General features: G+C 68.0%; 20 protein-coding genes. 9 read left to right on the top strand and 11 right to left on the bottom strand.

What is annotated here, in order from left to right; genetic code table 11:
* Nucleotides 1–76 precede the first annotated feature (76 nt).
* The gene (locus WS61_RS13695) at nt 77–1,396 is read right to left on the bottom strand and encodes a C4-dicarboxylate transporter DctA (RefSeq protein WP_059500968.1); all 1,320 of its coding nucleotides are present in this window, start codon (nt 1,394–1,396) and stop codon (nt 77–79) included.
* A gap of 211 nt (nt 1,397–1,607) precedes the next feature.
* Between WS61_RS13695 and WS61_RS13690 the strand changes: the two genes are divergently transcribed.
* Nucleotides 1,608–2,330 (top strand): FadR/GntR family transcriptional regulator, encoded by a 723-nt coding sequence (locus WS61_RS13690; RefSeq protein ID WP_179949386.1) that lies wholly within the window; start codon nt 1,608–1,610, stop codon nt 2,328–2,330.
* Between the two features lie 43 nt (nt 2,331–2,373).
* Here WS61_RS13690 and cynR read toward each other — a convergent pair whose 3' ends face one another.
* On the bottom strand, nt 2,374–3,264 hold the full coding sequence (gene cynR, locus WS61_RS13685) for a transcriptional regulator CynR (RefSeq protein ID WP_059500966.1): 891 nt from the start codon (nt 3,262–3,264) through the stop codon (nt 2,374–2,376).
* 312 nt (nt 3,265–3,576) lie between these two features.
* Between cynR and WS61_RS13680 the strand changes: the two genes are divergently transcribed.
* Complete coding sequence (locus WS61_RS13680) at nt 3,577–4,776, top strand: MFS transporter (protein WP_059500965.1); 1,200 nt, start codon at nt 3,577–3,579, stop codon at nt 4,774–4,776.
* A gap of 117 nt (nt 4,777–4,893) precedes the next feature.
* Here WS61_RS13680 and WS61_RS13675 read toward each other — a convergent pair whose 3' ends face one another.
* On the bottom strand, nt 4,894–5,952 hold the full coding sequence (locus tag WS61_RS13675; RefSeq protein ID WP_059501111.1) for an L-idonate 5-dehydrogenase: 1,059 nt from the start codon (nt 5,950–5,952) through the stop codon (nt 4,894–4,896).
* Between the two features lie 13 nt (nt 5,953–5,965).
* Nucleotides 5,966–6,739, bottom strand: coding sequence for an SDR family NAD(P)-dependent oxidoreductase (locus WS61_RS13670; RefSeq protein ID WP_059500964.1), 774 nt, complete (start codon nt 6,737–6,739; stop codon nt 5,966–5,968).
* 151 nt (nt 6,740–6,890) lie between these two features.
* On the opposite strand from WS61_RS13670, the gene WS61_RS13665 reads away from it, so the two are divergent.
* On the top strand, nt 6,891–7,781 hold the full coding sequence (locus tag WS61_RS13665) for a LysR family transcriptional regulator (RefSeq protein ID WP_059500963.1): 891 nt from the start codon (nt 6,891–6,893) through the stop codon (nt 7,779–7,781).
* A 76-nt stretch (nt 7,782–7,857) separates the two neighbouring features.
* Here the strand turns inward: WS61_RS13665 and gap are convergent, their stop codons facing one another.
* Both gap and tkt read right to left on the bottom strand, forming a co-directional pair.
* Nucleotides 7,858–8,868 carry a type I glyceraldehyde-3-phosphate dehydrogenase gene (gene gap, locus WS61_RS13660; protein WP_059500962.1) on the bottom strand — a complete coding sequence of 337 codons (1,011 nt, stop codon included), beginning with the start codon at nt 8,866–8,868 and terminating at the stop codon, nt 7,858–7,860.
* 87 nt (nt 8,869–8,955) lie between these two features.
* The gene (gene tkt, locus WS61_RS13655; protein WP_059500961.1) at nt 8,956–11,028 is read right to left on the bottom strand and encodes a transketolase; all 2,073 of its coding nucleotides are present in this window, start codon (nt 11,026–11,028) and stop codon (nt 8,956–8,958) included.
* A gap of 211 nt (nt 11,029–11,239) precedes the next feature.
* Between tkt and speE the strand changes: the two genes are divergently transcribed.
* The 3 genes from speE to WS61_RS13640 all read left to right on the top strand — a co-directional run bounded on the left by speE (nt 11,240) and on the right by WS61_RS13640 (nt 13,448).
* Complete coding sequence (gene speE / locus WS61_RS13650) at nt 11,240–12,097, top strand: polyamine aminopropyltransferase (RefSeq protein ID WP_034206387.1); 858 nt, start codon at nt 11,240–11,242, stop codon at nt 12,095–12,097.
* Nucleotides 12,098–12,246: 149 nt separating this feature from the next.
* Entirely contained in the window at nt 12,247–12,663 is a 417-nt protein-coding gene (locus WS61_RS13645) for a glyoxalase/bleomycin resistance/extradiol dioxygenase family protein (RefSeq protein ID WP_059500960.1), read from the top strand.
* A gap of 17 nt (nt 12,664–12,680) precedes the next feature.
* Entirely contained in the window at nt 12,681–13,448 is a 768-nt protein-coding gene (locus WS61_RS13640) for a 16S rRNA (uracil(1498)-N(3))-methyltransferase (RefSeq protein ID WP_059501110.1), read from the top strand.
* Between the two features lie 6 nt (nt 13,449–13,454).
* On the opposite strand, the gene WS61_RS13635 is transcribed toward WS61_RS13640, so the two are convergent.
* From WS61_RS13635 to WS61_RS13615, 5 genes are all read right to left on the bottom strand, one after another.
* Nucleotides 13,455–14,267: a hypothetical protein gene (locus tag WS61_RS13635; RefSeq protein ID WP_059500959.1), complete on the bottom strand. Its 813-nt coding sequence runs from the start codon at nt 14,265–14,267 to the stop codon at nt 13,455–13,457.
* 66 nt (nt 14,268–14,333) lie between these two features.
* Nucleotides 14,334–15,077 (bottom strand): hypothetical protein, encoded by a 744-nt coding sequence (locus WS61_RS13630; protein WP_059500958.1) that lies wholly within the window; start codon nt 15,075–15,077, stop codon nt 14,334–14,336.
* Nucleotides 15,078–15,284: 207 nt separating this feature from the next.
* On the bottom strand, nt 15,285–15,848 hold the full coding sequence (locus tag WS61_RS13625; RefSeq protein ID WP_006476945.1) for a barstar family protein: 564 nt from the start codon (nt 15,846–15,848) through the stop codon (nt 15,285–15,287).
* A gap of 16 nt (nt 15,849–15,864) precedes the next feature.
* The gene (locus WS61_RS13620; RefSeq protein WP_059500957.1) at nt 15,865–16,296 is read right to left on the bottom strand and encodes a ribonuclease domain-containing protein; all 432 of its coding nucleotides are present in this window, start codon (nt 16,294–16,296) and stop codon (nt 15,865–15,867) included.
* A 373-nt stretch (nt 16,297–16,669) separates the two neighbouring features.
* Nucleotides 16,670–19,012, bottom strand: coding sequence for an NADP-dependent malic enzyme (locus WS61_RS13615; RefSeq protein ID WP_306459556.1), 2,343 nt, complete (start codon nt 19,010–19,012; stop codon nt 16,670–16,672).
* A 134-nt stretch (nt 19,013–19,146) separates the two neighbouring features.
* Between WS61_RS13615 and thiL the strand changes: the two genes are divergently transcribed.
* The 3 genes from thiL to WS61_RS13600 are packed head-to-tail and all read left to right on the top strand — an operon-like array spanning nt 19,147 to nt 21,221.
* A complete protein-coding gene (gene thiL / locus WS61_RS13610; protein WP_059500955.1) occupies nt 19,147–20,145 on the top strand; it encodes a thiamine-phosphate kinase in 999 nt (332 codons plus the stop codon).
* The gene (locus tag WS61_RS13605) at nt 20,135–20,680 is read left to right on the top strand and encodes a phosphatidylglycerophosphatase A (RefSeq protein ID WP_059500954.1); all 546 of its coding nucleotides are present in this window, start codon (nt 20,135–20,137) and stop codon (nt 20,678–20,680) included. Before thiL ends, WS61_RS13605 begins: the two co-directional genes overlap by 11 nt.
* 40 nt (nt 20,681–20,720) lie before the next feature.
* Nucleotides 20,721–21,221: a CinA family protein gene (locus tag WS61_RS13600; protein ID WP_027783514.1), complete on the top strand. Its 501-nt coding sequence runs from the start codon at nt 20,721–20,723 to the stop codon at nt 21,219–21,221.
* The last annotated feature ends 24 nt before the right edge of the window (nt 21,222–21,245 follow it).

The following is a 21,245-nucleotide window of genomic DNA, read 5'->3' as shown; positions in this document are numbered from 1 at the left end:
GCGCATCGGCGCGCCGGTCGCATGAAGTGCGCTCGCGCGGTGCGGCCGGGGAAGCCGCGCCGCGCGAGCGGCGTGTTCAGAGCGCGTGAGCCTGGTCGCCGGCGACCGGTGCGGCGCTGCCCGGCGCATCGGCCACGTAGCGCAGCTCGCGGTTCAGCACGCGCTGTGCGCGGGCGCGGTCGATGTCGTTCTCCCACACGGCGACCACCACCGTCGCGACGCAGTTGCCGATCAGGTTGGTCAACGCGCGGGCGATGCCGACGAACCAGTCGACCGGCAGGATCAGCACGAGGCCGAGCACCGGAATCGCGGGAATCGCCGACAGCGTCGCCGCGAGAATCACGATCGCCGAGCCGGGGATGCCGTGCGCGCCCTTCGACGTGACGAGCGACACGAGCAGCACGACGATCAGGTCGTGCGTGGACAGCGGCGTGTTGGTGGCCTGCGCGATGAACAGCACCGCGAGCGTCAGGTAGATCGAGAAGCCGTCGAGGTTGAACGAATAGCCGGTCGGAATCACGAGGCCGACGGTCGAATCCTTGATGCCCATGTATTCGAGCTTGCTCATCACCTGCGGCAGCACCGCGTCCGACGACGCCGTGCCGAGCACGATCGACAGTTCCTCGCGCAGATAGCGGATCAGCTTGAACACGGAGAAGCCCGCGAGCCGCATCACCGCGCCGAGCACGACCGTGACGAACACGAAGCAGCTCAGGTAGAACACCGCGACAAGGTAGCCGAGCTGCTTGAGCGACGCGACGCCGTACTTGCCGGTCGTGAACGCGATCGCGCCGAGCACGCCGAGCGGCGCGAGCTTGATGATGAAGCCGATGATCCGGAAGAACACGTGCGACAGCTCCTCGATCAGCGAATTGACGCGCTGCGCCTTGTCCCCGAGCAGCGACAGCGCGGAGCCGAACAGCACCGCGAACACGAGGATCTGCAGGATGTCGCCCTTCGCGAACGCGTCGATCGCCGTCTCGGGGATGATCTTCATCAGGTAGCCGGCCGTGTCCTTCAGGCTTTCGGCATTCTTCGCGTACGTCGACAGCGACGCCGCGTCGAGCGAGCGCAGGTCGATGTTCATCCCGACGCCGGGGCGCGTGACCCACGCGAGGACGAGCCCGATGCCGAGCGCGAGCGTCGTCATCACCTCGAAGTAGACGACCGCCTTCAGGCCGACCCGGCCGACCTTCTTCAGGTCGCCCGCATTGGCCATGCCGCTGACCACGACGCAGAACACGATCGGGCCGATGACCATCTTGATGAGCTTCAGGAAGCCGTCGCCGAGCGGACGCAGCGACTCGGCGAAGTGCGGAAAGAACGCACCGAGCGCCACCCCCAGGATTAATGCGACGACTACCCGGCCAAACAGCGAATTGAGGAATTTCGACACGGCGCTCTCCCGATCCAACGGTTGCAGTTTCGTCTGTTCATACTGGTAAGACCAGTGATGTTATGGGGGATAGTAGGAAGCCGATATAGTGGCGTCAAGGACGAACAAAATAGGGATTTCCCGCCCCCGCGCACGGGCTTGCGGCGCCCCGGAAAGGGGCGGATCGTGGCTTTCCCGCAGGCGGTCGTGCACCACTCGCGGGCGGATTACAATGCCGGTCAGACCGGCCATCGTTCACACCATGAAAAATGTTCCGCATACCGTGACCGACACCGCCATCGCGACGATCCGCGACCGGATCGAGACAGGCGTGTACCCGGTCGGCAGCCTGCTGCCGGCCCAGCGCCAGCTCTCCGAGGAGTTGGAAATCAGCCGCGCGTCGCTGCGCGAGGCGCTGTCGACGCTCGAGGCGCTCGGGATGCTGCGCATCCGCGCGGGCAAGGGCGTGTACGTCGAAAGCGCGCAGGCGTCGGCCGCGCATCCGTGGCAATTCGCCGAGCAGTCGTCGCCGCCCGACACCTACCAGATGCGCTATGCGCTCGAAGGCTTCGCCGCGCGGATGGCCGCGCGCGTGGTCAGCGACGCCGACATCGCGTGGTTCGAGGACAACCTCGCCGACCTGCACGTCGCGCTGACGGAGAACGCACTCGAAGAAGCCTCGCGGCTCGACTTCGACTTCCACATGCGGATCATCCATCTGGCCGGCAACGCAGCGATCGAATCCATCCTGCGCAGCAGCGCGGACATCATGAAGGAAAGCCAGCGCATGCCGTTCTACCGCCGCGAACTGCTGCTGTCGACCTGGCACGAGCACCGTGCGATCGTCGACGCGCTGATCGCGCGCGATGCGGCCGCCGCCGGCATCGCGATCGAAACGCACATCGCGAACGCCGCACAGCGCGCGGGCGTATTCTTCCCGACGCCCGGCACGTAATTCCCCCCGCGCCGCCGTCTGCCCGTCCGGCCGGCCGCGCCGGTCACCGTTCCGACGAATCGCGATAGGCGAGCACGCGCTCGATGAATGCGCGCGCCGCGACGCTGCGGTACGCGCCCTTGCGCGTGAGCAGCGCGGCCGTGCGCGTCGGCAGCGGCGGATCGATCTCCAGTGCGCACAGGTCGCCGCTCTCGCGCGCGACCGCGTCGGGCAGCACCGTCGCGAGCCGGCCGCACCGTACGAGTTCCAGCACCGCGCTGACCGTATTCGTCTCGATCGCGATCGACGGCCGCGCGCCGTGCTCGACGAAATACCGGTCGATGTGCTCGCGCGTCGCGAACGCACGGCTCAGCAGCACCAGCGGCTCGCCGCCGAGCTCGGCCGGCGTCAGCGCGCGGCGGCGGCGCGCGAGGCGGTGCGTGCGCCCCGTCACCAGCGCGAGCGGCTCGTCCCACAGCGGCAGTGCGTCGATGTCCGGCGCGCGCGGCGGCATGAACGCGAAGCCGGCGTCGAGCCGGTCGTCGGCGAGCAGCGCCTCGATGCGCGCCTGCGGCATCGCGTCGATCGTCAGCGCGACGTTCGGATGGTCGGCATGGAATGCGTCGATCAGCGAGCCGCTCAGGTAAGCCGCGAACGTCGGCATCATCGCGAGCCGCAGCGAGCCGCTGCCGAGATCGGCGACGTCGTGCAGCGCGCGCTGCCCGGTATCGAGCGCGTGCAGTGCGGCGCGCGCATGCCGCGCATAGACCTCGCCGAATTCGGTGAGCTGCACCGTGCGGCCCGAGCGGTCGAACAACTGCACGCCGAGCGTTTCCTCGAGCTGGCGGACCTGCTGCGACAGCGTCGGCTGCGACACGTGCAGCGCATCGGCCGCGCGCGTGAAACTGCGCTGCTCGGCGACGGCCAGGAAATAGCGGATGTGGCGGAGAAGCATCGCAACCAACGTATTGGTTTTGCCAATAGAGACCATAACGATCCAGTCTTGGACGCTATGGGTCGATACCCGCATCATACGCACATCCGCTTCCGTGCAGCGCCGCTGTCGCCGCATGAAAGCGGCACGCCCGGGCCCGCCCTGCTTCCGCCCGCCGCACGGCGATCCGCCGCCCGCCCGATCCGGGCTCGGCCGCGGTCCGCCCGGCGCGCTTCGGCTCACCGCCGATCCGCCGACGCCGGCCCCCGATTTCCTTCACCCCGCGCAACCGACGGCCCGTGCCGCCGGCCGGCGCCGCCGTTTTTCGCGATCATGGAACCGCATCACGACAACCACCCTCCCCTCACCCGCGGCATGACGCTGCTGTTCGCGTGCGCGTGCGGCATCGTCATCGGCAATATCTACTACGCGCAGCCGCTGCTCGCCGCGATCGCGCACAGCTTCGGGCGCGCGCCGACCGAGCTCGGCTATCTCGTCACGCTGACGCAGCTCGGCTATGCGGCCAGCCTGCTGCTGATCGTCCCGCTCGGCGACGCGGTCAATCGCCATACGCTGATCGTGCGGCTGCTGATGCTCAACGTCGTCGCACTGATCGCGGTCGCGTCCAGCACGAACTTCACGATGTTCGTCGTCGCGAACGTCGCGGTCGGCTTCGTCACCTGTTCGACGCAGCTGCTCGTGCCGTTCGCGGCGTCGCTCGCCGATGCGCGCTCGCGCGGCCGCGCGGTCGGCACCGTGATGAGCGGGCTCCTGCTGGGTATCCTGCTCGCGCGCGTCGCGGCCGGCGCGATCGCCGACTGGCTCGGCTGGCGCGCGGTGTACGGCATCGCCGCCGCGATGGTGCTCGCGCTGACCGCCGTGCTCGCCGTGAAGCTGCCGAAGGACCGCCGCGACGTGCGCGTCGACTACGCGGCGCTGATGAAGTCGCTCGTCGCGCTGGTGTGCGCGCAGCCGCCGATCGTGCTGCGCTCGACCTACGGCGCGCTCGTGTTCGCGTGCTTCAGCCTGCTGTGGACAGGCCTCACGTTTTTGCTGAGCCAACCGCCGTACAGCTATTCGGAAGGGCAGATCGGCCTGTTCGGGATCGTCGGCGCGGTCGGCGCGCTCGCGGCGACGTCGGCCGGCCGGCTCGTCGATCGCGGTCACGGCAATGCGGCCACCGGCCTGTTCGCGGCGGCCGTGCTCGCGTCGTTCGCGCTGATCGCGACCGGCTCGCATTCGCTCGCGGCGCTGATCGCGGGCATCCTGCTGCTCGACGTCGGCGTGCAGGGCATGCACATCTCGAACCAGAGCGTGATCTATGCGCTCGCGGGCAACGCACGCAGCCGCGTGACGACGATCTACCTGACGAGCTATTTCATCGGCGGCGCGTTCGGGTCGTTCGCGGCGAGCGTCGCGTACGGCCTCGACGGCTGGCGCGGCGTGTGCATCGCGGGCGCCGCGCTGTCGGGTGCGCTGATCGCGCTGTGGCTCGCATCGCAACGTGTCGGCACGCGACGGGTCACGCAGTGATGCGGCAGGCCGGCGATCCGTTTGCACCGCACGACGAGAAAGGCACGCTGCGCGCATCGCGGGCGTGCCTTTTCACCAGGGATGCCGCAGCCGTCGCGACGCGCCGACGCCGCACCGTCACGCGGCCTCGTTCGCGAAATCGATCAGCACCTTCATCGCACGCTGGCGGTCGCCCGCCAGTTCGAACGCGAGGTTCGCATCGCGCATCGGGAACACGCGCGTGACGGCCGGCCGCAGGTCGACGCGCCCCGCGTTGATCAGCTGCACCGCCAGCGCGAATTCCGCATGAAAGCGAAACGACCCGCAGATCGACAGCTCCTTCGCGACCACGACGTTCTGCGGCAAGCTCACGTCGCCGCCGAGCCCGAGCTGTACGACGACGCCGCGCGGACGCATCACGTCCAGTCCGTCGCGCAACGCGCGCGCATTGCCCGAACATTCGATCATCACGTCGAACGTGCCCTTGTCGGCGCTGTAGCGTTCGACCCAGCCGGCATCGGCCGCCGCGTTGATCGTGCGGTCCGCGCCGAGCGCGCGCGCCACGTCCAGCGGCGCGTCGACGACGTCGGTCGCGACGATCTCCGCCGCGCCGTGCACGCGCGCCGCCGCGATCGCCAGCACGCCGATCGGCCCGCAACCCGACACGAGCACGCGCTTGCCGATCAGCGCGCCCGCGCGCGACACCGCATGCAGCCCGACCGCGAATGGCTCGGCGAGCGCCGCGAGCGACAGCGGCACGTGATCGGCGACCTTCACGCACTGCACCGCGTCGCACACGAGCGCGTTGCGGAACGCGCCCTGCACGTGCGGCATGCGCATCGCGCTGCCGTAGAAGCGCATGTCCAGGCACTGGTTCGGCAGCCCGTCGAGGCAGTAGCGACATGCGCCGCACGGCCGGCTCGGATTGACCGCGACGCGATCGCCGACCTTCACCGACGTCACGTCCGGCGCCACTGCCGCGACCGTGCCGGCGACCTCGTGGCCGAGCACCATCGGCTGCTGCAGCCGGATCGCGCCGAAACCGCCATGCCGGAAGTAATGCAGATCGGAGCCGCAGATGCCGCCCATCGCGACGTCGACGCGCACCTGGCCCGGGCCGATCTCGCCCGCGTCCTGCTCCTCGACCCGCAGGTCGTTCGGCCCGTGGATCACGACACACATGCAACGCATACGCATGACACGCTCCTTGTCAGACGGCACTGGTCAGCCCGCCATCCACGAACAGCGTCTGGCCGTTCACGAAATCGGACGCGGCCGACGCGAGGAAGATCGCCGCGCCGCACAGCTCGTCGACCTGCCCCCAGCGGCCGGCCGGCGTGCGCTTGCACAGCCAGTCCGAAAACGCCGCGTCGTCGACCAGCGCGCGATTCAGCTCGGTTTCGAAATAGCCAGGCGCGAGGCCGTTGGCCTGGATGCCGTGACGTGCCCAGTCGGCGCACATCCCCTTGGTCAGCATCCGCACCGCACCCTTGGTCGCCGCATACGGCGCGATCGTCGGCCGCGCGAGCTCGCTCTGCACCGAACAGATGTTGATGATCTTCCCGCGGCCGCGCGCGATCATGTGCCGCGCGACGGCCTGCGCGACGTTGAACACGCCGTCGAGATTCACGCGCATCAGCGCATGCCAGTCGTCCGGGTCGAATGCGTCGAGCGGCGCGCGACGCTGGATGCCCGCGTTGTTCACGAGGATGTCGATCGCGCCGACGCGCGCCTCGACATCGTCGATCGCCATGCGTACCTGCGCGTGCTCGGTCACGTCGAACACCGCATGGTCGGCCGCGAAGCCTTCGTCGCGGAAACGGCGCGCGAGCGTCGCGGCCTTCTCTTCATTGCGATCATTGATGACGATCGCCGCGCCCGCTTCCGCGAGCCCGCGGGCAAGCGTCAGCCCGATCCCGCGGCCGGAACCGGTAATCAGCGCGCGGCGGCCGTCGAGGCGGAACCGGTCAAGCGCGTCAGTCATGGATGTCTCCTCGTACCCGACGAGCCGGCTGCCCGTCGCGGCCGGTCTCGTGTGAACGGTATCTTCCGTCGCAACCGGGGCGCCGCGCCAATGGTCTTTCTTGATCCGGTTATCATGAAAATTGATTACCGTCCTTTCGTGCCCGCCGCCCATGGAACTCAAGCAATTGCGCGCCTTCGTCACGCTCGCGGAAGAGCTGCATTTCGGGCGCGCCGCGCAGCGCCTGTGCATCGTGCAGCCCGCGCTGAGCATGCAGATCAAGGCGCTCGAGGCGGAACTCGGCGCACGCCTGTTCGAGCGCGACCGGCACAAGGTCGAGCTGAGCGACACGGGGCGCGTGTTCCTGCCCGAAGCGCGGGCGACGCTGCAGCAGGCTGCACGCGCGGAACAGATGGCGCGGCTGTCGAGCCGCGGCGAAATCGGCACGCTGCGGATCGCGTTCGTGTCGTCGGTATTGCCGGCGCTGCTGCCGGCCGTGCTGCGCGCGATGCGCGAGCGCTATCCGCTGATCGCGCTCGAGCTGAAGGACATGCCGACGCCCGACCAGATCGCCGCGCTGCGCGACCGGCGGATCGACTTCGGCATGATCCGGCTGCCGGCCGCGTATGCGGGCATCGATATCCGCGTGGTGCTCGAGGAAGGCTTCGTCGTCGCGCTGCCGCTCGGCCATCCGCTCGCCGCGCGCGATGCGATTTCGCCCGCCGCATTGCGCGGCCACCCCGCGTTCGTGCTCGCGCGCCGCTACGCGCCCGGCTTTCACGACGACATGCTGCTCGCGCTGAGCCGCGCGGGCACGACGCTCGAGATCGCCCAGGAGTTCGGGGAATTCACGACGATGCTCGCGCTCGTCGCGGCGGGAATGGGGATCGGGCTGATTCCGGCGGAAGCGGCCAGCGCGCTGCCGCCGAACGTGCTCGCGCGGCCGCTCGACCTGCCCGGTCATCGCAGTGGCATCGGCCTCGCGTGGACCGATCTCGACAGCCCGCTGAAGCGCGCGTTCGTCGCCGCGATCGAACATGCGACAGCGAACGGCGGGCAATAAAAAACCCGGCCGGGAAACCCGGGCCGGGTTCGTCCGCCACGCCGGCCGCGTTGCGGCGGCCGCGCGACGTGCGGGATTACTTCGCGTTCGCGAATGCGACGGCCGTATCCAGCATGCGGTTCGAGAAACCCCACTCGTTGTCGTACCAGCTCGACACCTTCACGAGGCGGCCCGACACCTTGGTCAGCGTCGCATCGAACGTCGACGAAGCCGGGTTGTGGTTGAAGTCGATCGACACCAGCGGTGCGTCGTTGTAGCCGAGGATGCCCTTCAGCGCGCCTTCCGATGCTTCCTTCATGATCGCGTTGACTTCCTCGACCGTCGTGTCGCGCTTCGCGATGAACGACAGGTCGACGATCGACACGTTGATCGTCGGGACGCGGATCGCGTAGCCGTCGAGCTTGCCGTTCAGTTCCGGCAGTACGAGGCCGACAGCGGAAGCCGCGCCCGTCTTCGTCGGGATCTGGCTGTGCGTGGCCGAACGCGCGCGGCGCAGGTCTTCGTGGTAGACGTCCGTCAGCACCTGGTCGTTCGTGTACGCGTGGATCGTCGTCATCAGGCCGGTTTCGAGGCCGATCTTGTCGTTCAGCGGCTTGACGAGCGGCGCGAGGCAGTTCGTCGTGCACGATGCGTTCGAGATGACCGTGTGCTCGGCCTTCAGCACGTCGTGGTTCACGCCGTAGACGATCGTCGCGTCAACGTCCTTGCCGCCCGGCGCCGAGATGATCACCTTCTTCGCGCCGCCCTTCAGGTGCGCGCTCGCCTTTTCCTTGGTCGTGAAGAAGCCCGTGCACTCCATCACGACGTCGACGCCCAGCTCGCCCCACGGCAGTTCGGCCGGGTTGCGGTTCGCGAGCACGCGGATCTTGTCGCCGTTCACGACGAGGTAGTCGCCGTCGACCGACACTTCGCCCGGGAACTTGCCGTGTGCGGTGTCGTACTGGGTCAGGTGCGCGTTGGTCTTCGCATCGCCCAGGTCGTTGATCGCGACGATCTCGATATCGTGCTTCTTGCCGTTTTCATAAAACGCGCGCAGCGTGTTGCGGCCGATACGGCCGTAGCCGTTGATTGCGACGCGAATCGTCATGGTCTATCTCCTGATGGCTGAAAAAATTCGTTTCGTGCAGCTTCACGGTGCGACGCGCGCATCGGGCGGCGCGCGTCGCGTATGCTTTTAGGCCAGCACGGCCTTCGCCGTCTCGACGACGTGCTCGACGGTGAAGCCGAAGTACTTGAACAGCACGCCGGCCGGCGCCGATTCGCCGAACGTGTCGATCCCGACTACGCCGCCTTCGAGGCCGACGTACTTGTGCCAGAAGCTCGTCACGCCCGCTTCGATCGCGACGCGGCGCACGCCGTGCGGCAGCACGCGTTCGCGGTATTCGGCGTCCTGGCGGTCGAACACGTTGGTCGACGGCATCGACACGACGCGCGCCGCGATGCCCTGCTGCGCGAGCGGCTCGACGGCCTTCATCGCGAGTTCGACTTCCGAGCCCGTCGCGATCAGGATGATCTTGCGCGCAACGATCTCGTCGTCCCAGTCCTTCAGCACGTAACCGCCCTTCTCGATGTTCGCGATCTGCGCATCGGTACGCGGGTTGAACGCGAGGTTCTGGCGGCTGAAGATCAGGCTCGACGGACGATCCGCGGCGATCGCCTGGGTCCATGCGACGGCCGTCTCGACCGTGTCGGCCGGGCGCCAGACGTCGTGGTTCGGGATCAGCCGCAGGCTCGACACGTGCTCGATCGACTGGTGCGTCGGGCCGTCTTCGCCGAGGCCGATCGAATCGTGCGTGAACACGAAGATCGACGGCACCTTCATCAGCGCGGCCACGCGCAGCGCGTTGCGGCTGTAGTCGGAGAACGTCAGGAACGTGCCGCCGAACGGCTTGTGGCCGCCGTGCAGCGCGAGGCCGTTGATCGCGGCGCTCATGCCGAATTCGCGCACGCCGTAGTTGATGTGGTTGCCGAGCCGCACGCCCGCGCCTTCCGGATTCGCGCGCACGGCCTTCGACGCCTTCCAGTTGGTCAGGTTCGAGCCGGTCAGGTCGGCCGAGCCGCCGAGCAGCTCGGGCAGCGCGGCGGCGAGGCCCTCGATCGCCTGCTGCGACGCCTTGCGGGTCGCGACCGTCTCGGCGCGCTCGTTCGCGCCGGCGATGATCGCGGCAGCCTTCTCGGCCCAGTCGGCCGGCAGCTTGTTGGCCATCCGGCGCTCGAATTCGGCCGCTTCCGCCGGGTACTTCGCGCGATAGGCCGCGAACGTCGCGTCCCATTCGGTCTCGGCGCGCTTGCCGGCTTCCTTCGCGTCCCATGCCGCATAAACTTCCTGCGGAATCACGAACGGCTCCCACTTCCAGCCGAGCGCTTCGCGCGTCTTCGCGATTTCTTCCGCGCCGAGCGCGGCGCCGTGCACGTCGTGGCCGCCGGCCTTGGTTGCCGCACCCTTGCCGATCACCGTCTTGCAGCAGATCAGCGTCGGCTTGTCCGACAGCTTCGCCTTCGCGATCGCCGCGTCGACCGCGTCGACGTCGTGGCCGTTCACGTTCGGGATCACGTTCCAGCCGTACGCTTCGAAACGCTTCGGCGTGTCGTCGTGGAACCAGTTCACGACGTCGCCGTCGATCGAGATGCCGTTGTCGTCGTACAGCGCGATCAGCTTGTTCAGCTTCAGCGTGCCCGCGAGCGAGCAGGCCTCGTGCGAGATGCCTTCCATCAGGCAGCCGTCGCCGAGGAACACGTACGTGTGGTGATCGACGATCTTCGCGCCGTCGCGGTTGAACTCGTCGGCCATCAGCGCTTCGCCGAGCGCCATGCCGACCGCGTTCGCGAGACCCTGGCCGAGCGGGCCGGTGGTCGTCTCGACGCCCGGCGTGATCCCGTATTCCGGGTGGCCCGGCGTCTTCGAGTGCAGCTGGCGGAAGTTCTTCAGCTCTTCGATCGGCAGGTCGTAGCCGGTCAGGTGCAGCAGCGAGTACAGCAGCATCGAGCCATGGCCGTTCGACAGCACGAAACGATCGCGGTCGGCCCAGTGCGGGTTCGCCGGGTTGTGCTTCAGATGGCGCGACCAGAGCGCCACGCCGATTTCGGCCATGCCCATCGGCATGCCGGGGTGACCGGAGTTCGCTTGCTGGACGGCGTCCATCGCGAGCGCACGGATCGCGTTGGCCATCAGGGTGGTGGAGGCGGGAGACGAAGTCGTCATGTCGAGTCCGGAGAACGAGTCGAGGAAACGGGAGCACGGCGGCATCCGGAAGCTCGAGCGTCAATCGTTCCCGGCGCGCGGTGCGGCGCCTGACGGACGCGAAGCGGACGGAGCCAACGGACGGGGCTGCAAAGCTCGTCATTTTAACAGATGGGCCGACATTTCCCTTGTCGGCGCGTCGTGTTCCGGCACGGTTTTCCGCCAAACCGGCCGCCGCCTATAATTCAGGCGTCGGAACTGCCCCAGCGGCCTGCCCGTGAGTACCACCCTTCTCTTTCACCCGACGCCCGACGCCACCTACGGCTTCCCGAATGCGCGGCGGCTCGCGCACGTCGCGTCCCCGCACCAGCAGATCGAAGTCTGGGACACCCCGCAGCTCGGCCGCCTGTTCACGCTCGATGGCCGGCCGATGACGTCGGTCGGCGACGAGTACGTCTATCACGAGTGCATGACGCACCCGGCCGCGCTCGCGCATCCGTCGCCGCGCAAGGCGCTCGTGCTCGGCGGCGGCGACGGCGGCGCCGCGCGGCAGTTGCTCAAGCACGCATGCATCGAACGGATCGTGATCGCCGAACTCGACGACGAGGTGGTCGGGATGGCGCGCCGCTATCTCGACGACGTGCACCAGGGCGCGCTCGACGACCCGCGTGTGGAAGTGGTGATCGGCGACGCCGCGCATTTCGTCGCGTCGACCGTCGAGCATTTCGATCTCGTGGTGTTCGACCTCACGCCGCCCGATTCGCCGGCGGCCGGCCTCTACACGCGCGCGTTCTACGCCCGACTCAAGCGGATCCTCACGCCGCGCGGCGCGATCTCGATGCATCTCGGCTCGCCGGTGTTCCACGCGACGCGCATCGCCGCGCTGCTCGACGACCTGCGCGCGAGTTTCGCGTTCGTCGATCCGTTGTCCGCCCATGTGCCGCTGTACGGCTCGCAGTGGCTGATGGCGATCGCGAGCGACACGCTCGACGCGGCCGCGCTGTTCGCGCACGACGTCGACGAACGGCTCGCTGCGCGCCGCGTGCAGGGATTGCGCTATTACGATGCACGACTTCATGCGGCCCTCTTTGCCCTGCCCCGCGCGCTGCGCGATACACTGGGCGTTCGCCGCTGAACGTCCGGACGGCCGCATCGCTCCGTTTTCCTTCGAGGCTTCGCATGGTTCGCCTGCGAAACGCGGAGCCGGAACGACCGGATGCAGCGAACGCCATTCGACCGACCGCGCCGCAACGCACCGTTCGACCGCGAAAACAGGAGATTTTCATGACCGATCCACGTCCGGCCGACGTGCCTTGGTTGACGCCGTACCTGACCGTGCGCAACGTGCGCGCGGCCATCGATTTCTTCAAGGCCGCATTCGGCTTCGAGCTGCGCGACGTGCACGACGAGGACGGCGCGATCATGCACGTCGAGATGACCTATCGCGGCCAGTTGATCGTGATGTTCGCGCCCGAGGGCGCGTTCGGCTCGAAGGCCCTGACGCCGAAGCGCGCAAACGCCGTCGCGCCGCAATCGTTCTATCTGTATGTCGACGACGTCGACGCCACCTGGCAGCGCGCGCTCGACGCCGGCGCGAAATCGCTGAGCGAGCCGCAGGATCAGTTCTGGGGCGACCGGTTCGCGCAGATCGAGGATCTCGACGGCTACCGCTGGGCGCTCGGGTGCCGCCTCGACGCATGACCGACACCGCCACACGCATGAACGAAGCCACCACCACCGCGGCCGTGCCGCGCTTTTTCGTCGACGCGGCATTGCGCGCCGACACCACGCTCGCGCTGCCGGCCGAGGTCGCGCGCCACGCGCAGGTGCTGCGGCTGCAGCCCGGCGACGTGCTCGCGCTGTTCGACGGCACGGGCGGCCAATACCGCGCGCGGCTCGTCGAGATCGACAAGCGCAACGCAATCGCACAGATCGAGGCGTTCGAACCGGTCGAAGCCGAGCCGCCCTATCGCGTGACGCTCACGCAAGGCATCGCCGGCGGCGACAAGATGGACTGGGTGATCGAGAAGGCCGTCGAGCTCGGCGTCGCGGCGGTCGTGCCGCTGTCGACCGCGCGCGGCGTCGTGAAGCTGTCCGGTGAACGGGCGGACAAGCGCGTCGCGCATTGGCGCGGCGTCGTGCGCGCGTCGTGCGAACAGTGCGGACGCAACCGCGTGCCGGACGTCGCGGCAGTACGCGGCTTCGGCGCATGGCTCGATACGCTGCCTGCCGCGCCGGGCGACGGCGAACTGCGGCTGCTGCTGTCGCCGCGCGCGAGCATTCCGTTTTCGTCGTTGCCTGATGCGCCACCCGCGGCATCGGTCACGCTGCTGATCGGGCCCGAAGGCGGGCTGTCGCCCGATGAGGAAAACGCGGCCCGTGCGCGCGGGTTCACCGCGCTGTCGCTCGGGCCGCGCGTGCTACGCACGGAGACGGCCGGCGCGGCCGTGCTCGCGGCGCTGGCGGCGCGCTGGGGTGGGTGGTGAAGCGCGTCAGCGCGCCGCGTTGAACGGCTCGATGTCGATGACGCCGGAACCCTTGAGCGCCAGCGCAAGCGCATCGATGCTGGCCGGATCGAACGAGAAGGTCGTCGCGGTGACCCGCAACGGCGGCGTCGCCTGGATCGCCTCGATCAGTGGGCCGCGATAGCGCAGGTTCATCAGCATCGGCACGACCTGTGCGATACCGACCGGCCGGCCGCCGTGCTGCACCGTGGCGGCATCGACCGTATCGTTCCAGCCCTGGATGAAGCCGCCGGCGTCGATCCGCGTGTTCAGCTCGATCCAGCGCCGCTTCTTCTCGTCCGGGCTGTCGCCCGATGCGCGCAATGCGGCGGCTTCGCGGCCGACATCCGTATCGTGCTTCGCGCGCCACGCCATGTAGCCGAGCGCGAAGACCATGTTGTCCGGCAGGATGTCGTCGTCATGCACGACGTGGGACAGGCGTCGCGGCGCCTGACTGTCGACGAAGGCCGGCGTCAGGATCCAGACGCTCCCGTTGCGCAACGCGCCGGATGTCCTGCCGAGAGCGGGTTCGCCGCTGTCGACCGCGATGCGCGTCAGCAGCCCCGCATCGACCAGTTCGTTCAACTGGCCGGCCAACGCCGCCGACGCGTGAATCGCGCCGGCCACTGCCGCGTATTGGCCGGGCGTCGAGCGCGTGCGCAAATCGGCCAGCAGCCGCTCTACCGCCGGATACGCAGCCGGCGTCGACGCCGGTTCGGCCGCGACGGCATTCGCGGCCGCCGCGCCCCCCATCGAAACCACGGCTGCAGCAACCAGCAGCCCTCGCGTGAAAGCGTTCATCGTTGATGCCCCCCGTTCGAATGTCCGGCGCGCCGGCGACGTGCACGACAGCCCGGACGCTGCCGATTACTTGCCGGCGTCGCCGTCCGCGTCCCGCATCTGGCTCATCAGCGCGTTGACGACCGGCCGCAGCACCTGAGCGGGGGAATCCATGATCCAGCCCTTGCCGTCCGCGCCATGCAGGTCGATCCGGCCCGTCATCGGCCGGCTCGTCTGCGCGTGGTCGAACACGGGTACCATGCCCTTCAGGAACGTCGCGAGGTATGCCGCGCGCGCGTTGTCGTCCTCCGAGCGCGGCTCGTCGACCTTCTCCCGCAGCGCCCGCAAGCCAGGCTCCACCTCGGCGACGCGGCACGCGAATTCGACCGTCGCGATCGATTCGCCTTCCACGGATTCGTTCGGTTTCCGCGTCGAGCCGGTGGCCTTGCACTCGGAACGCGCGAGTGCATGCTGAAACGACTCGATCGCCGCGGTGGCCGGCCCGCTCACCGTTGCGCGCACCGTCGCCGGCACCTTGTTCAGGATGGAGGCGACGATAGCCTCGCTCACCTTGTCGGCGAGCTTCGCAATTTCCGCCACGTCGAGCACACCCTTGCCGTCGAAGTGCGTGCGCGTTGCCTTGTTGAACTGCTCAGCCTTCGACGCGTCGCCATTGACGAATGCGCCGAGATACAGGTCGGCGGTTTGCTCGGGGGTCAGCAGCGCGGCCTGCGCGGCCGGCGGGATGCCGAACGACAGCGCGCACAGGGTCAGCGCGCATGCGAGCGGACGACGCGCACGCGTGCGCGCCGCAAATCGGGTAGCGGTCATGGGAAGACGGCCCTCTCTCGAATGATTGGTGTTGTGCGCCCGACGCGTCGTCCGCAGCCCGGGCCGACCGATTGTCGCGGAAAAAAGTGTGCGATGAAAGGCTTGTGTCGGGTCGCGTACCGCGCGCGACACGTGCAGACGCAAAAAAGCCCGCTCGAAGCGGGCTTTTGACGGGCGGTTCGGCGAATCGGCCGCAGGCCGATGCGCTTACGCGAACGAGTAGAACACGCGGAACGCGACCTTGCGCTCGGCCCAGAATTCGGCCGCCTCGCGGAACACGTCGAGCAGCGTCTCGCGCCCTTCCTTGTCGAATTTCTGCGCGATCGGCAGCCCTTCGAGGACGATCACGAAACCGGGCTGCGCGCCGGCCTTCGCGACGAGGTCGGTCAGGCAGTCGTACAGCGCGTCGTAGTTCTTCCCGAAATGCTTCGGAAACAGGAACGACGTCGCGATCGTTTCCATCACTTCCTGCTTCGACTGCGCGGCGCCGCAATACGCATACAGGAAATGCTGGCCGAGCCGACCGGCTTCGTCGGCGAGATCCTGCACGCGGAACGCGCGGATCGACTGCACGAGATTGGGTCGCACGGTCGTGAAAAGGCTCATAGGCTCCTCGTTCGATGAAAGCCCGGGCTCGGCTTCCTGTTGCTCCGGCGTGCCGCCGGCCTGCGCCGCCGCGTGCAACTGAATCACACGCTGAAACAGATTACCGTCGCCGGCCGCGAACAGTTCCGCCGCCGCCGTATCGTGCGCGTAGATGGAGTCGCTCATGCCATTCGTCCCGAAGTCATTCAACAATACGTTTAAAACTGTTGTAGTGGTCGCCCGTGTAATAACAGTTGTCGATCCGGCGCAACGGCCCGCCACAGACGATCCGGCGCGCGCCGCGATTGCGCGCACGCGGCGTCGGCACCGTGTACTCATGGTAGTAGCCGCGCTTCGCCTTCGGCAGGATCCGCTCGCGATTGCCGAATACGACGCCGTCTTTCTCGTACGGATAGGGGCCGCCGGCGGCGATCAGGCCCAGCGTGGTCACGGCTTCGCGCGGAAGACGGGCGGCCGGGATCGTATCGAGCCCGCTCGCGGCCACGTCGGCCGGAACGGCCTCCCGTGCGTAAGCGGCGGAAACCAGACTGCCCGTCGGCGTGCCGACGATACCCATCGCGAACATCGCGAAGACGGACGCGAGCGCGCCGTTGCGGAGCCACTTGCGTGCCATGAACCAGGGTTCCCGCTGTTAAATCAAGTAGTTGACGACCAACAAAGGCGTTAGCGTAGCGTTATTGGCCGCGCGAATCAATGTCCGTTTGGGAATCGAAAGCCGCGCGACACCGGTAATGCCGTATTTCTTACCGAATTTGCACTACATTTAACTTACATGGGATAAAATACGACCGGCATCTTTCATATGGCAAGACCCTGCCTCCTTGCCACACTTGCTACCCGGAGTGGAAAGATGCTGCTGTTGCTTATGGGAAGCGCGATTGCGCCCTGCCCGCGGCGTGCCCATTGCGGGCACGCCTCTTTTTGCTTTTGTTTACAATTTCGCCCGACGCGCGGCACCGGTTCGACCGGCGCCGCGTCGTTTCGCCTCAGCGCGCGGCGTTGACGTCGGCGACCAGCAGCGCCGCCATGTTGACGATGCGGCGAACGGTCGCCGATTCGGTCAGCACGTGCACCGGCTCCGCGGCGCCCAACAGGATCGGCCCGATCGCGATGTTGTTGCCGGCGGCCGTCTTCAGCAGGTTGTACGCGATGTTCGCGGCGTCGATGTTCGGCAGGATCAGCAGGTTCGCGTCGCCTTCCAGCGTCGATTCCGGCAGGATTTCCTTGCGCAGCGCCGCGTCGAGCGCGACGTCGCCGTGCATCTCGCCGTCGACCTTCAGCTCCGGCGCGGTTTCCTGCAGGATCGCGAGCGTATCGCGCATCTTCTTCGCCGAAGGTGCATTGCTCGTGCCGAAATTCGAGTGCGACAGCAGCGCGACTTTCGGCTCGATGCCGAAGCGGCGCACTTCTTCCGCGGCCATGATCGTGATCTCGGCCAGTTGCTCCGGCGTCGGATCGACGTTCACGTGCGTATCGACGAGGAAAATCTGGCGGCCCGGCAGCACGAGCCCGTTCATCGCCGCGTACACGCTGCAGCCCGGGCGCTTGCCGATCACCTGGTCGATGAAGTGCAGGTGGCGGTGCGTGGTGCTGATCGTGCCGCAGATCATCCCGTCCGCTTCGCCCTTCTTCACCAGCATCGAGCCGATCAGCGTCGTGCGGCGGCGCATTTCGACGCGCGCGAGCTGCTCGCTGATGCCCTTGCGCGCCATCATCTTGTGATACGTCTGCCAGAAGTCGCGGTAGCGCTCGTCGTGCTCGGTGTTGACGACCGTGAAATCGGCGCCGGGCGTGAGGCGCAGGCCGTAGCGCTGGATGCGGTGCTCGATCACCGACGGGCGGCCGATCAGGATCGGCTTCGCGAGTTTTTCGTCGACGATGATCTGAACGGCGCGCAACACGCGCTCTTCTTCACCTTCCGCGAACACGACGCGCTTCTTCTCTTCCGGCGCGGCGCGCGCGATCTGGAAGATCGGCTTCATCGTCGTGCCGCTGTGATACACGAACTGCTGCAGATGGACGCGATACGCCTCCATGTCCTCGATCGGGCGCGTCGCGACGCCGCCGTCCATCGCCGCCTGCGCGACGGCCGGCGCGATCTTCACGATCAGGCGCGGATCGAACGGCTTCGGAATCAGGTATTCGGGCCCGAACGACAGATCCTGGATGCCGTACGCGGTCGCGACGATGTCGCTCTGCTCGTGCTGCGCGAGTTCGGCGATCGCATTGACGGCCGCGATCTCCATTTCGCGCGTGATCGTCGTCGCGCCGACGTCGAGCGCGCCGCGGAAGATGAACGGGAAGCACAGGACGTTGTTGACCTGGTTCGGGTAATCGGTGCGGCCGGTGGCCAGCACGGCGTCGGGGCGCACTTCGAGCGCGAGTTCCGGCAGGATTTCCGGCGTCGGGTTCGCGAGCGCGAGGATCAGCGGGCGCTCGGCCATGCCCTTCACCATCTCCTGCTTCAGCACGCCCGCGGCCGACAGGCCAAGGAAGATGTCCGCACCGTCGATCACTTCGGCGAGCGTGCGGGCGTCGGTTTCGCGCGCGAAACGCTCCTTGTCCGGATCCATCAGTTCGGTGCGGCCCTTGTAGACCACGCCGGCCAGGTCGGTCACCGTGATGTTCTCGAGCGGCAGGCCGATGTCGACCAGCAGGTCGAGACACGCGAGCGCGGCCGCGCCCGCGCCGGACGCGACGAGCTTGACCTTCTTGATGTTCTTGCCGACGACCTTCAGGCCGTTCGTGACGGCCGCGGCCACGACGATCGCGGTGCCGTGCTGGTCGTCGTGGAACACCGGGATCTTCATCCGCTTGCGCGCTTCGCGCTCGACGATGAAGCAGTCCGGCGCCTTGATGTCTTCGAGGTTGATCCCGCCGAAGGTCGGCTCCAGCGCGGCGATCACGTCGACGAGCTTGTGCGGGTCCGATTCGTTCAGCTCGATGTCGAACACGTCGATGCCCGCGAACTTCTTGAACAGCACCGCCTTGCCTTCCATCACCGGCTTCGACGCGAGCGGGCCGATGTTGCCGAGACCGAGCACCGCCGTGCCGTTCGTCACGACGCCGACCAGGTTGCTGCGCGCGGTGAAACGCGCCGCGTTCAGCGGGTTCTCGACGATCTCCTCGCACGCGTACGCCACACCCGGCGAATACGCGAGCGCGAGGTCGCGCTGGTTGATCATCTGCTTGGTCGGAGCGATCGCGATTTTGCCGGGGGTCGGAAATTCGTGATAGTCGAGCGCGGCTTCGCGGAGCTTGGCTTTGGAGGAGGCTTGGGTGGACATGTGTCTCGTGACGTGCGGATTAGAATAACTGTTCGACGGCATTGTAGCGCCAATCATCGGCCGCCAGACCGGCGATTCGGGTGCAACAGCCGCGACCAAAATGTACTGGATGGTGCAGGAGCACCGCCGGTCGCCTCGTACAATGCCGTTCCTTCAACCGTTTCGGACCGCCCGCCGTGCCAGCCGCCCTCTCCGAGTTTTCGCTGATCGAACGCTTCTTCACGCGCCGCGCCGCGCAGGGCGCCCGCGCGTCGACGCTCGGCATCGGCGACGATTGCGCACTGATTGCGCCCCGATCCGGGAAATTGCTGGCCATTTCGACGGACATGCTGGTGGAAGGCCGCCACTTCTTCCCCGATGTCGCGCCCGACGCGCTCGGCCACAAGACGCTCGCGGTCAACCTGTCGGACCTCGCGGCGATGGGCGCCGAGCCGCGCGCATTCACGCTCGCGTGCGCGCTGCCGCGGGCCGACGCGGCGTGGCTCGAGGCGTTCAGCGACGGCCTCTTCGCGCTGGCCGAGCGATACGGCTGCGAGCTGATCGGCGGCGACACGACGAGCGGGCCGCTGAACCTGTGCGTGACCGTGTTCGGCGAAGTCGCGCCCGACGCGGCGCTGCGGCGCGATGCCGCGCGCGACGGCGACGACGTGTGGGTGTCCGGCACGCTGGGCGATGCGCGCGCGGGCCTTGGCGTCGCCCGCGGCGAATGGGCGGCCGGCGCGGATGAAGCCGCCGCGTTCCGGCGCGCGCTCGAGCGGCCCGAACCGCGCGTCGCGCTCGGCCTGGCGCTCGCGGGCGTCGCGCACGCGGCGCTCGACCTGTCGGATGGCCTCGCCGGCGATCTCCAGCACATCCTGACGCGCTCGAACGTGCGCGCCGAGATCGACGCCGACGCGGTGCCGCGCTCGGCCGCGCTCGCGACGCTGCCGGCCGACGTGCAGCGCCGCTGCACGCTGGCCGGCGGCGACGACTACGAACTGTGCTTCACGGCGCCGGTCGCGGCCCGCGCGGCGGTCGCGGCGGCGGGCGCCACGGCCGGCGTGCCGGTCACGCGAATCGGTACAATACGCGCGTTGTCCGCGCCGTCGGCGCAACCCGCCATCGCGTGGCGCGACGCGGCCGGCGCGCCCCTCGCTCTCACGTTGCACGGCTTCGACCACTTCCATGCAGACTGATCCGACGCCCACGCACGCCGCGCCCGAGCCCGGCGCCGCGCAGCCCGCGCCGACACGCGTGACGGCCCGCTTCATGCTGTCGCACCCGGCGCATCTCGTGTCGCTCGGCTTCGGCAGCGGGCTCGCGCCGATCATGCCCGGCACGTTCGGCTCGCTGTTCGGCTGGCTCACGTTCGTCGTGCTCAACCGCTACCTGACGGTGCCCGAATGGTGGGCGCTGATCGCCGTCGGCTTCGTGGCGGGCACGTGGGTCACCGGTTTCACCGCGAAGAAGGCCGGGATGGCCGACCCGGGCGCCGTCGTCTGGGACGAGATCGTCGCGATCTGGCTCGTGATGCTGTTCGTCACACCCGCGACCTTCGTCGGCCAGCTGTGGGCGTTCGTCGCGTTCCGCTTCTTCGACATGCTCAAGCCGCCGCCGATCCACTACTTCGAGCGCCGCCTGAAAGGCGGGCTCGGCATCATGGTCGACGACCTGGTAGCCGCGTTCATGACGCTGCTCGTGATCGCCCTGTGGCGCTCCATCGCCGGCTGACCGATTTTCCGACCGCTTCCCCGACTGTTTCCCGACGCGTATGCCAACCGATTCCGTCGTTCACCAGCTTGCGATCCGCGCTGGCAACAAGCTGCGTGACGAGCACCTCACGCTCGCCACCGCCGAATCCTGCACCGGCGGCATGATCGCCGCGGCGATCACCGACATCTCCGGCAGCAGCCAGTGGTTCGAGCGCGGCTTCGTCACGTACTCGAACCAGGCCAAGATCGAGATGATCGGCGTGCCGGCCGACCTGATCGACAAGCACGGCGCCGTCAGCGAGCCCGTCGCGCGAGCGATGGCCGAAGGCGCGCTGCGCAATAGCCGCGCGCAGGTCGCGCTGTCCGTTACCGGCATCGCGGGCCCGGCCGGCGGCAGCGAGAAGAAGCCGGTCGGCACCGTATCGTTCGGCTGGAGCAACCGGCTGCATACCGACGTCGAGACGTTAGTGTTCAAGGGCGACCGCGAACAGATCCGCACGCAGGCGGCCGCGCATGCGCTGCGCGGGCTGCTGAAGCTGCTCGACGAGCGCGAGCGCTGACCGGGCGGGGCGTGCCGCCCCGCC

Origin of the sequence: Burkholderia sp. ABCPW 11, from assembly GCF_001523445.1 — a bacterium.
Classification (GTDB): domain Bacteria; phylum Pseudomonadota; class Gammaproteobacteria; order Burkholderiales; family Burkholderiaceae; genus Burkholderia.
Note: the sequence above shows the minus strand (reverse complement) of the source record. Positions and strands in the feature narration are given on the sequence as shown.

Bases quoted from the DNA above. Each gene is read 5' to 3' on its own strand.
- gap (WP_059500962.1), bottom strand. From the start codon at position 8,868: ATGACGATTCGCGTCGCAATCAACGGCTACGGCCGTATCGGCCGCAAC.
- WS61_RS13630 (WP_059500958.1), bottom strand. From the start codon at position 15,077: ATGACCGCTACCCGATTTGCGGCGCGCACGCGTGCGCGTCGTCCGCTC.
- WS61_RS13690 (WP_179949386.1), top strand. From the start codon at position 1,608: ATGCCGGTCAGACCGGCCATCGTTCACACCATGAAAAATGTTCCGCAT.
- WS61_RS13640 (WP_059501110.1), top strand. From the start codon at position 12,681: ATGAACGAAGCCACCACCACCGCGGCCGTGCCGCGCTTTTTCGTCGAC.
- WS61_RS13675 (WP_059501111.1), bottom strand. From the start codon at position 5,952: ATGCGTATGCGTTGCATGTGTGTCGTGATCCACGGGCCGAACGACCTG.
- WS61_RS13645 (WP_059500960.1), top strand. From the start codon at position 12,247: ATGACCGATCCACGTCCGGCCGACGTGCCTTGGTTGACGCCGTACCTG.
- WS61_RS13670 (WP_059500964.1), bottom strand. From the start codon at position 6,739: ATGACTGACGCGCTTGACCGGTTCCGCCTCGACGGCCGCCGCGCGCTG.
- tkt (WP_059500961.1), bottom strand. From the start codon at position 11,028: ATGCCGCCGTGCTCCCGTTTCCTCGACTCGTTCTCCGGACTCGACATG.
- WS61_RS13665 (WP_059500963.1), top strand. From the start codon at position 6,891: ATGGAACTCAAGCAATTGCGCGCCTTCGTCACGCTCGCGGAAGAGCTG.
- WS61_RS13680 (WP_059500965.1), top strand. From the start codon at position 3,577: ATGGAACCGCATCACGACAACCACCCTCCCCTCACCCGCGGCATGACG.
- WS61_RS13615 (WP_306459556.1), bottom strand. From the start codon at position 19,012: ATGCCGTCGAACAGTTATTCTAATCCGCACGTCACGAGACACATGTCC.
- WS61_RS13620 (WP_059500957.1), bottom strand. From the start codon at position 16,296: ATGGCACGCAAGTGGCTCCGCAACGGCGCGCTCGCGTCCGTCTTCGCG.
- WS61_RS13625 (WP_006476945.1), bottom strand. From the start codon at position 15,848: ATGAGCGACTCCATCTACGCGCACGATACGGCGGCGGCGGAACTGTTC.
- cynR (WP_059500966.1), bottom strand. From the start codon at position 3,264: ATGCTTCTCCGCCACATCCGCTATTTCCTGGCCGTCGCCGAGCAGCGC.
- WS61_RS13635 (WP_059500959.1), bottom strand. From the start codon at position 14,267: ATGAACGCTTTCACGCGAGGGCTGCTGGTTGCTGCAGCCGTGGTTTCG.
- WS61_RS13605 (WP_059500954.1), top strand. From the start codon at position 20,135: ATGCAGACTGATCCGACGCCCACGCACGCCGCGCCCGAGCCCGGCGCC.
- WS61_RS13600 (WP_027783514.1), top strand. From the start codon at position 20,721: ATGCCAACCGATTCCGTCGTTCACCAGCTTGCGATCCGCGCTGGCAAC.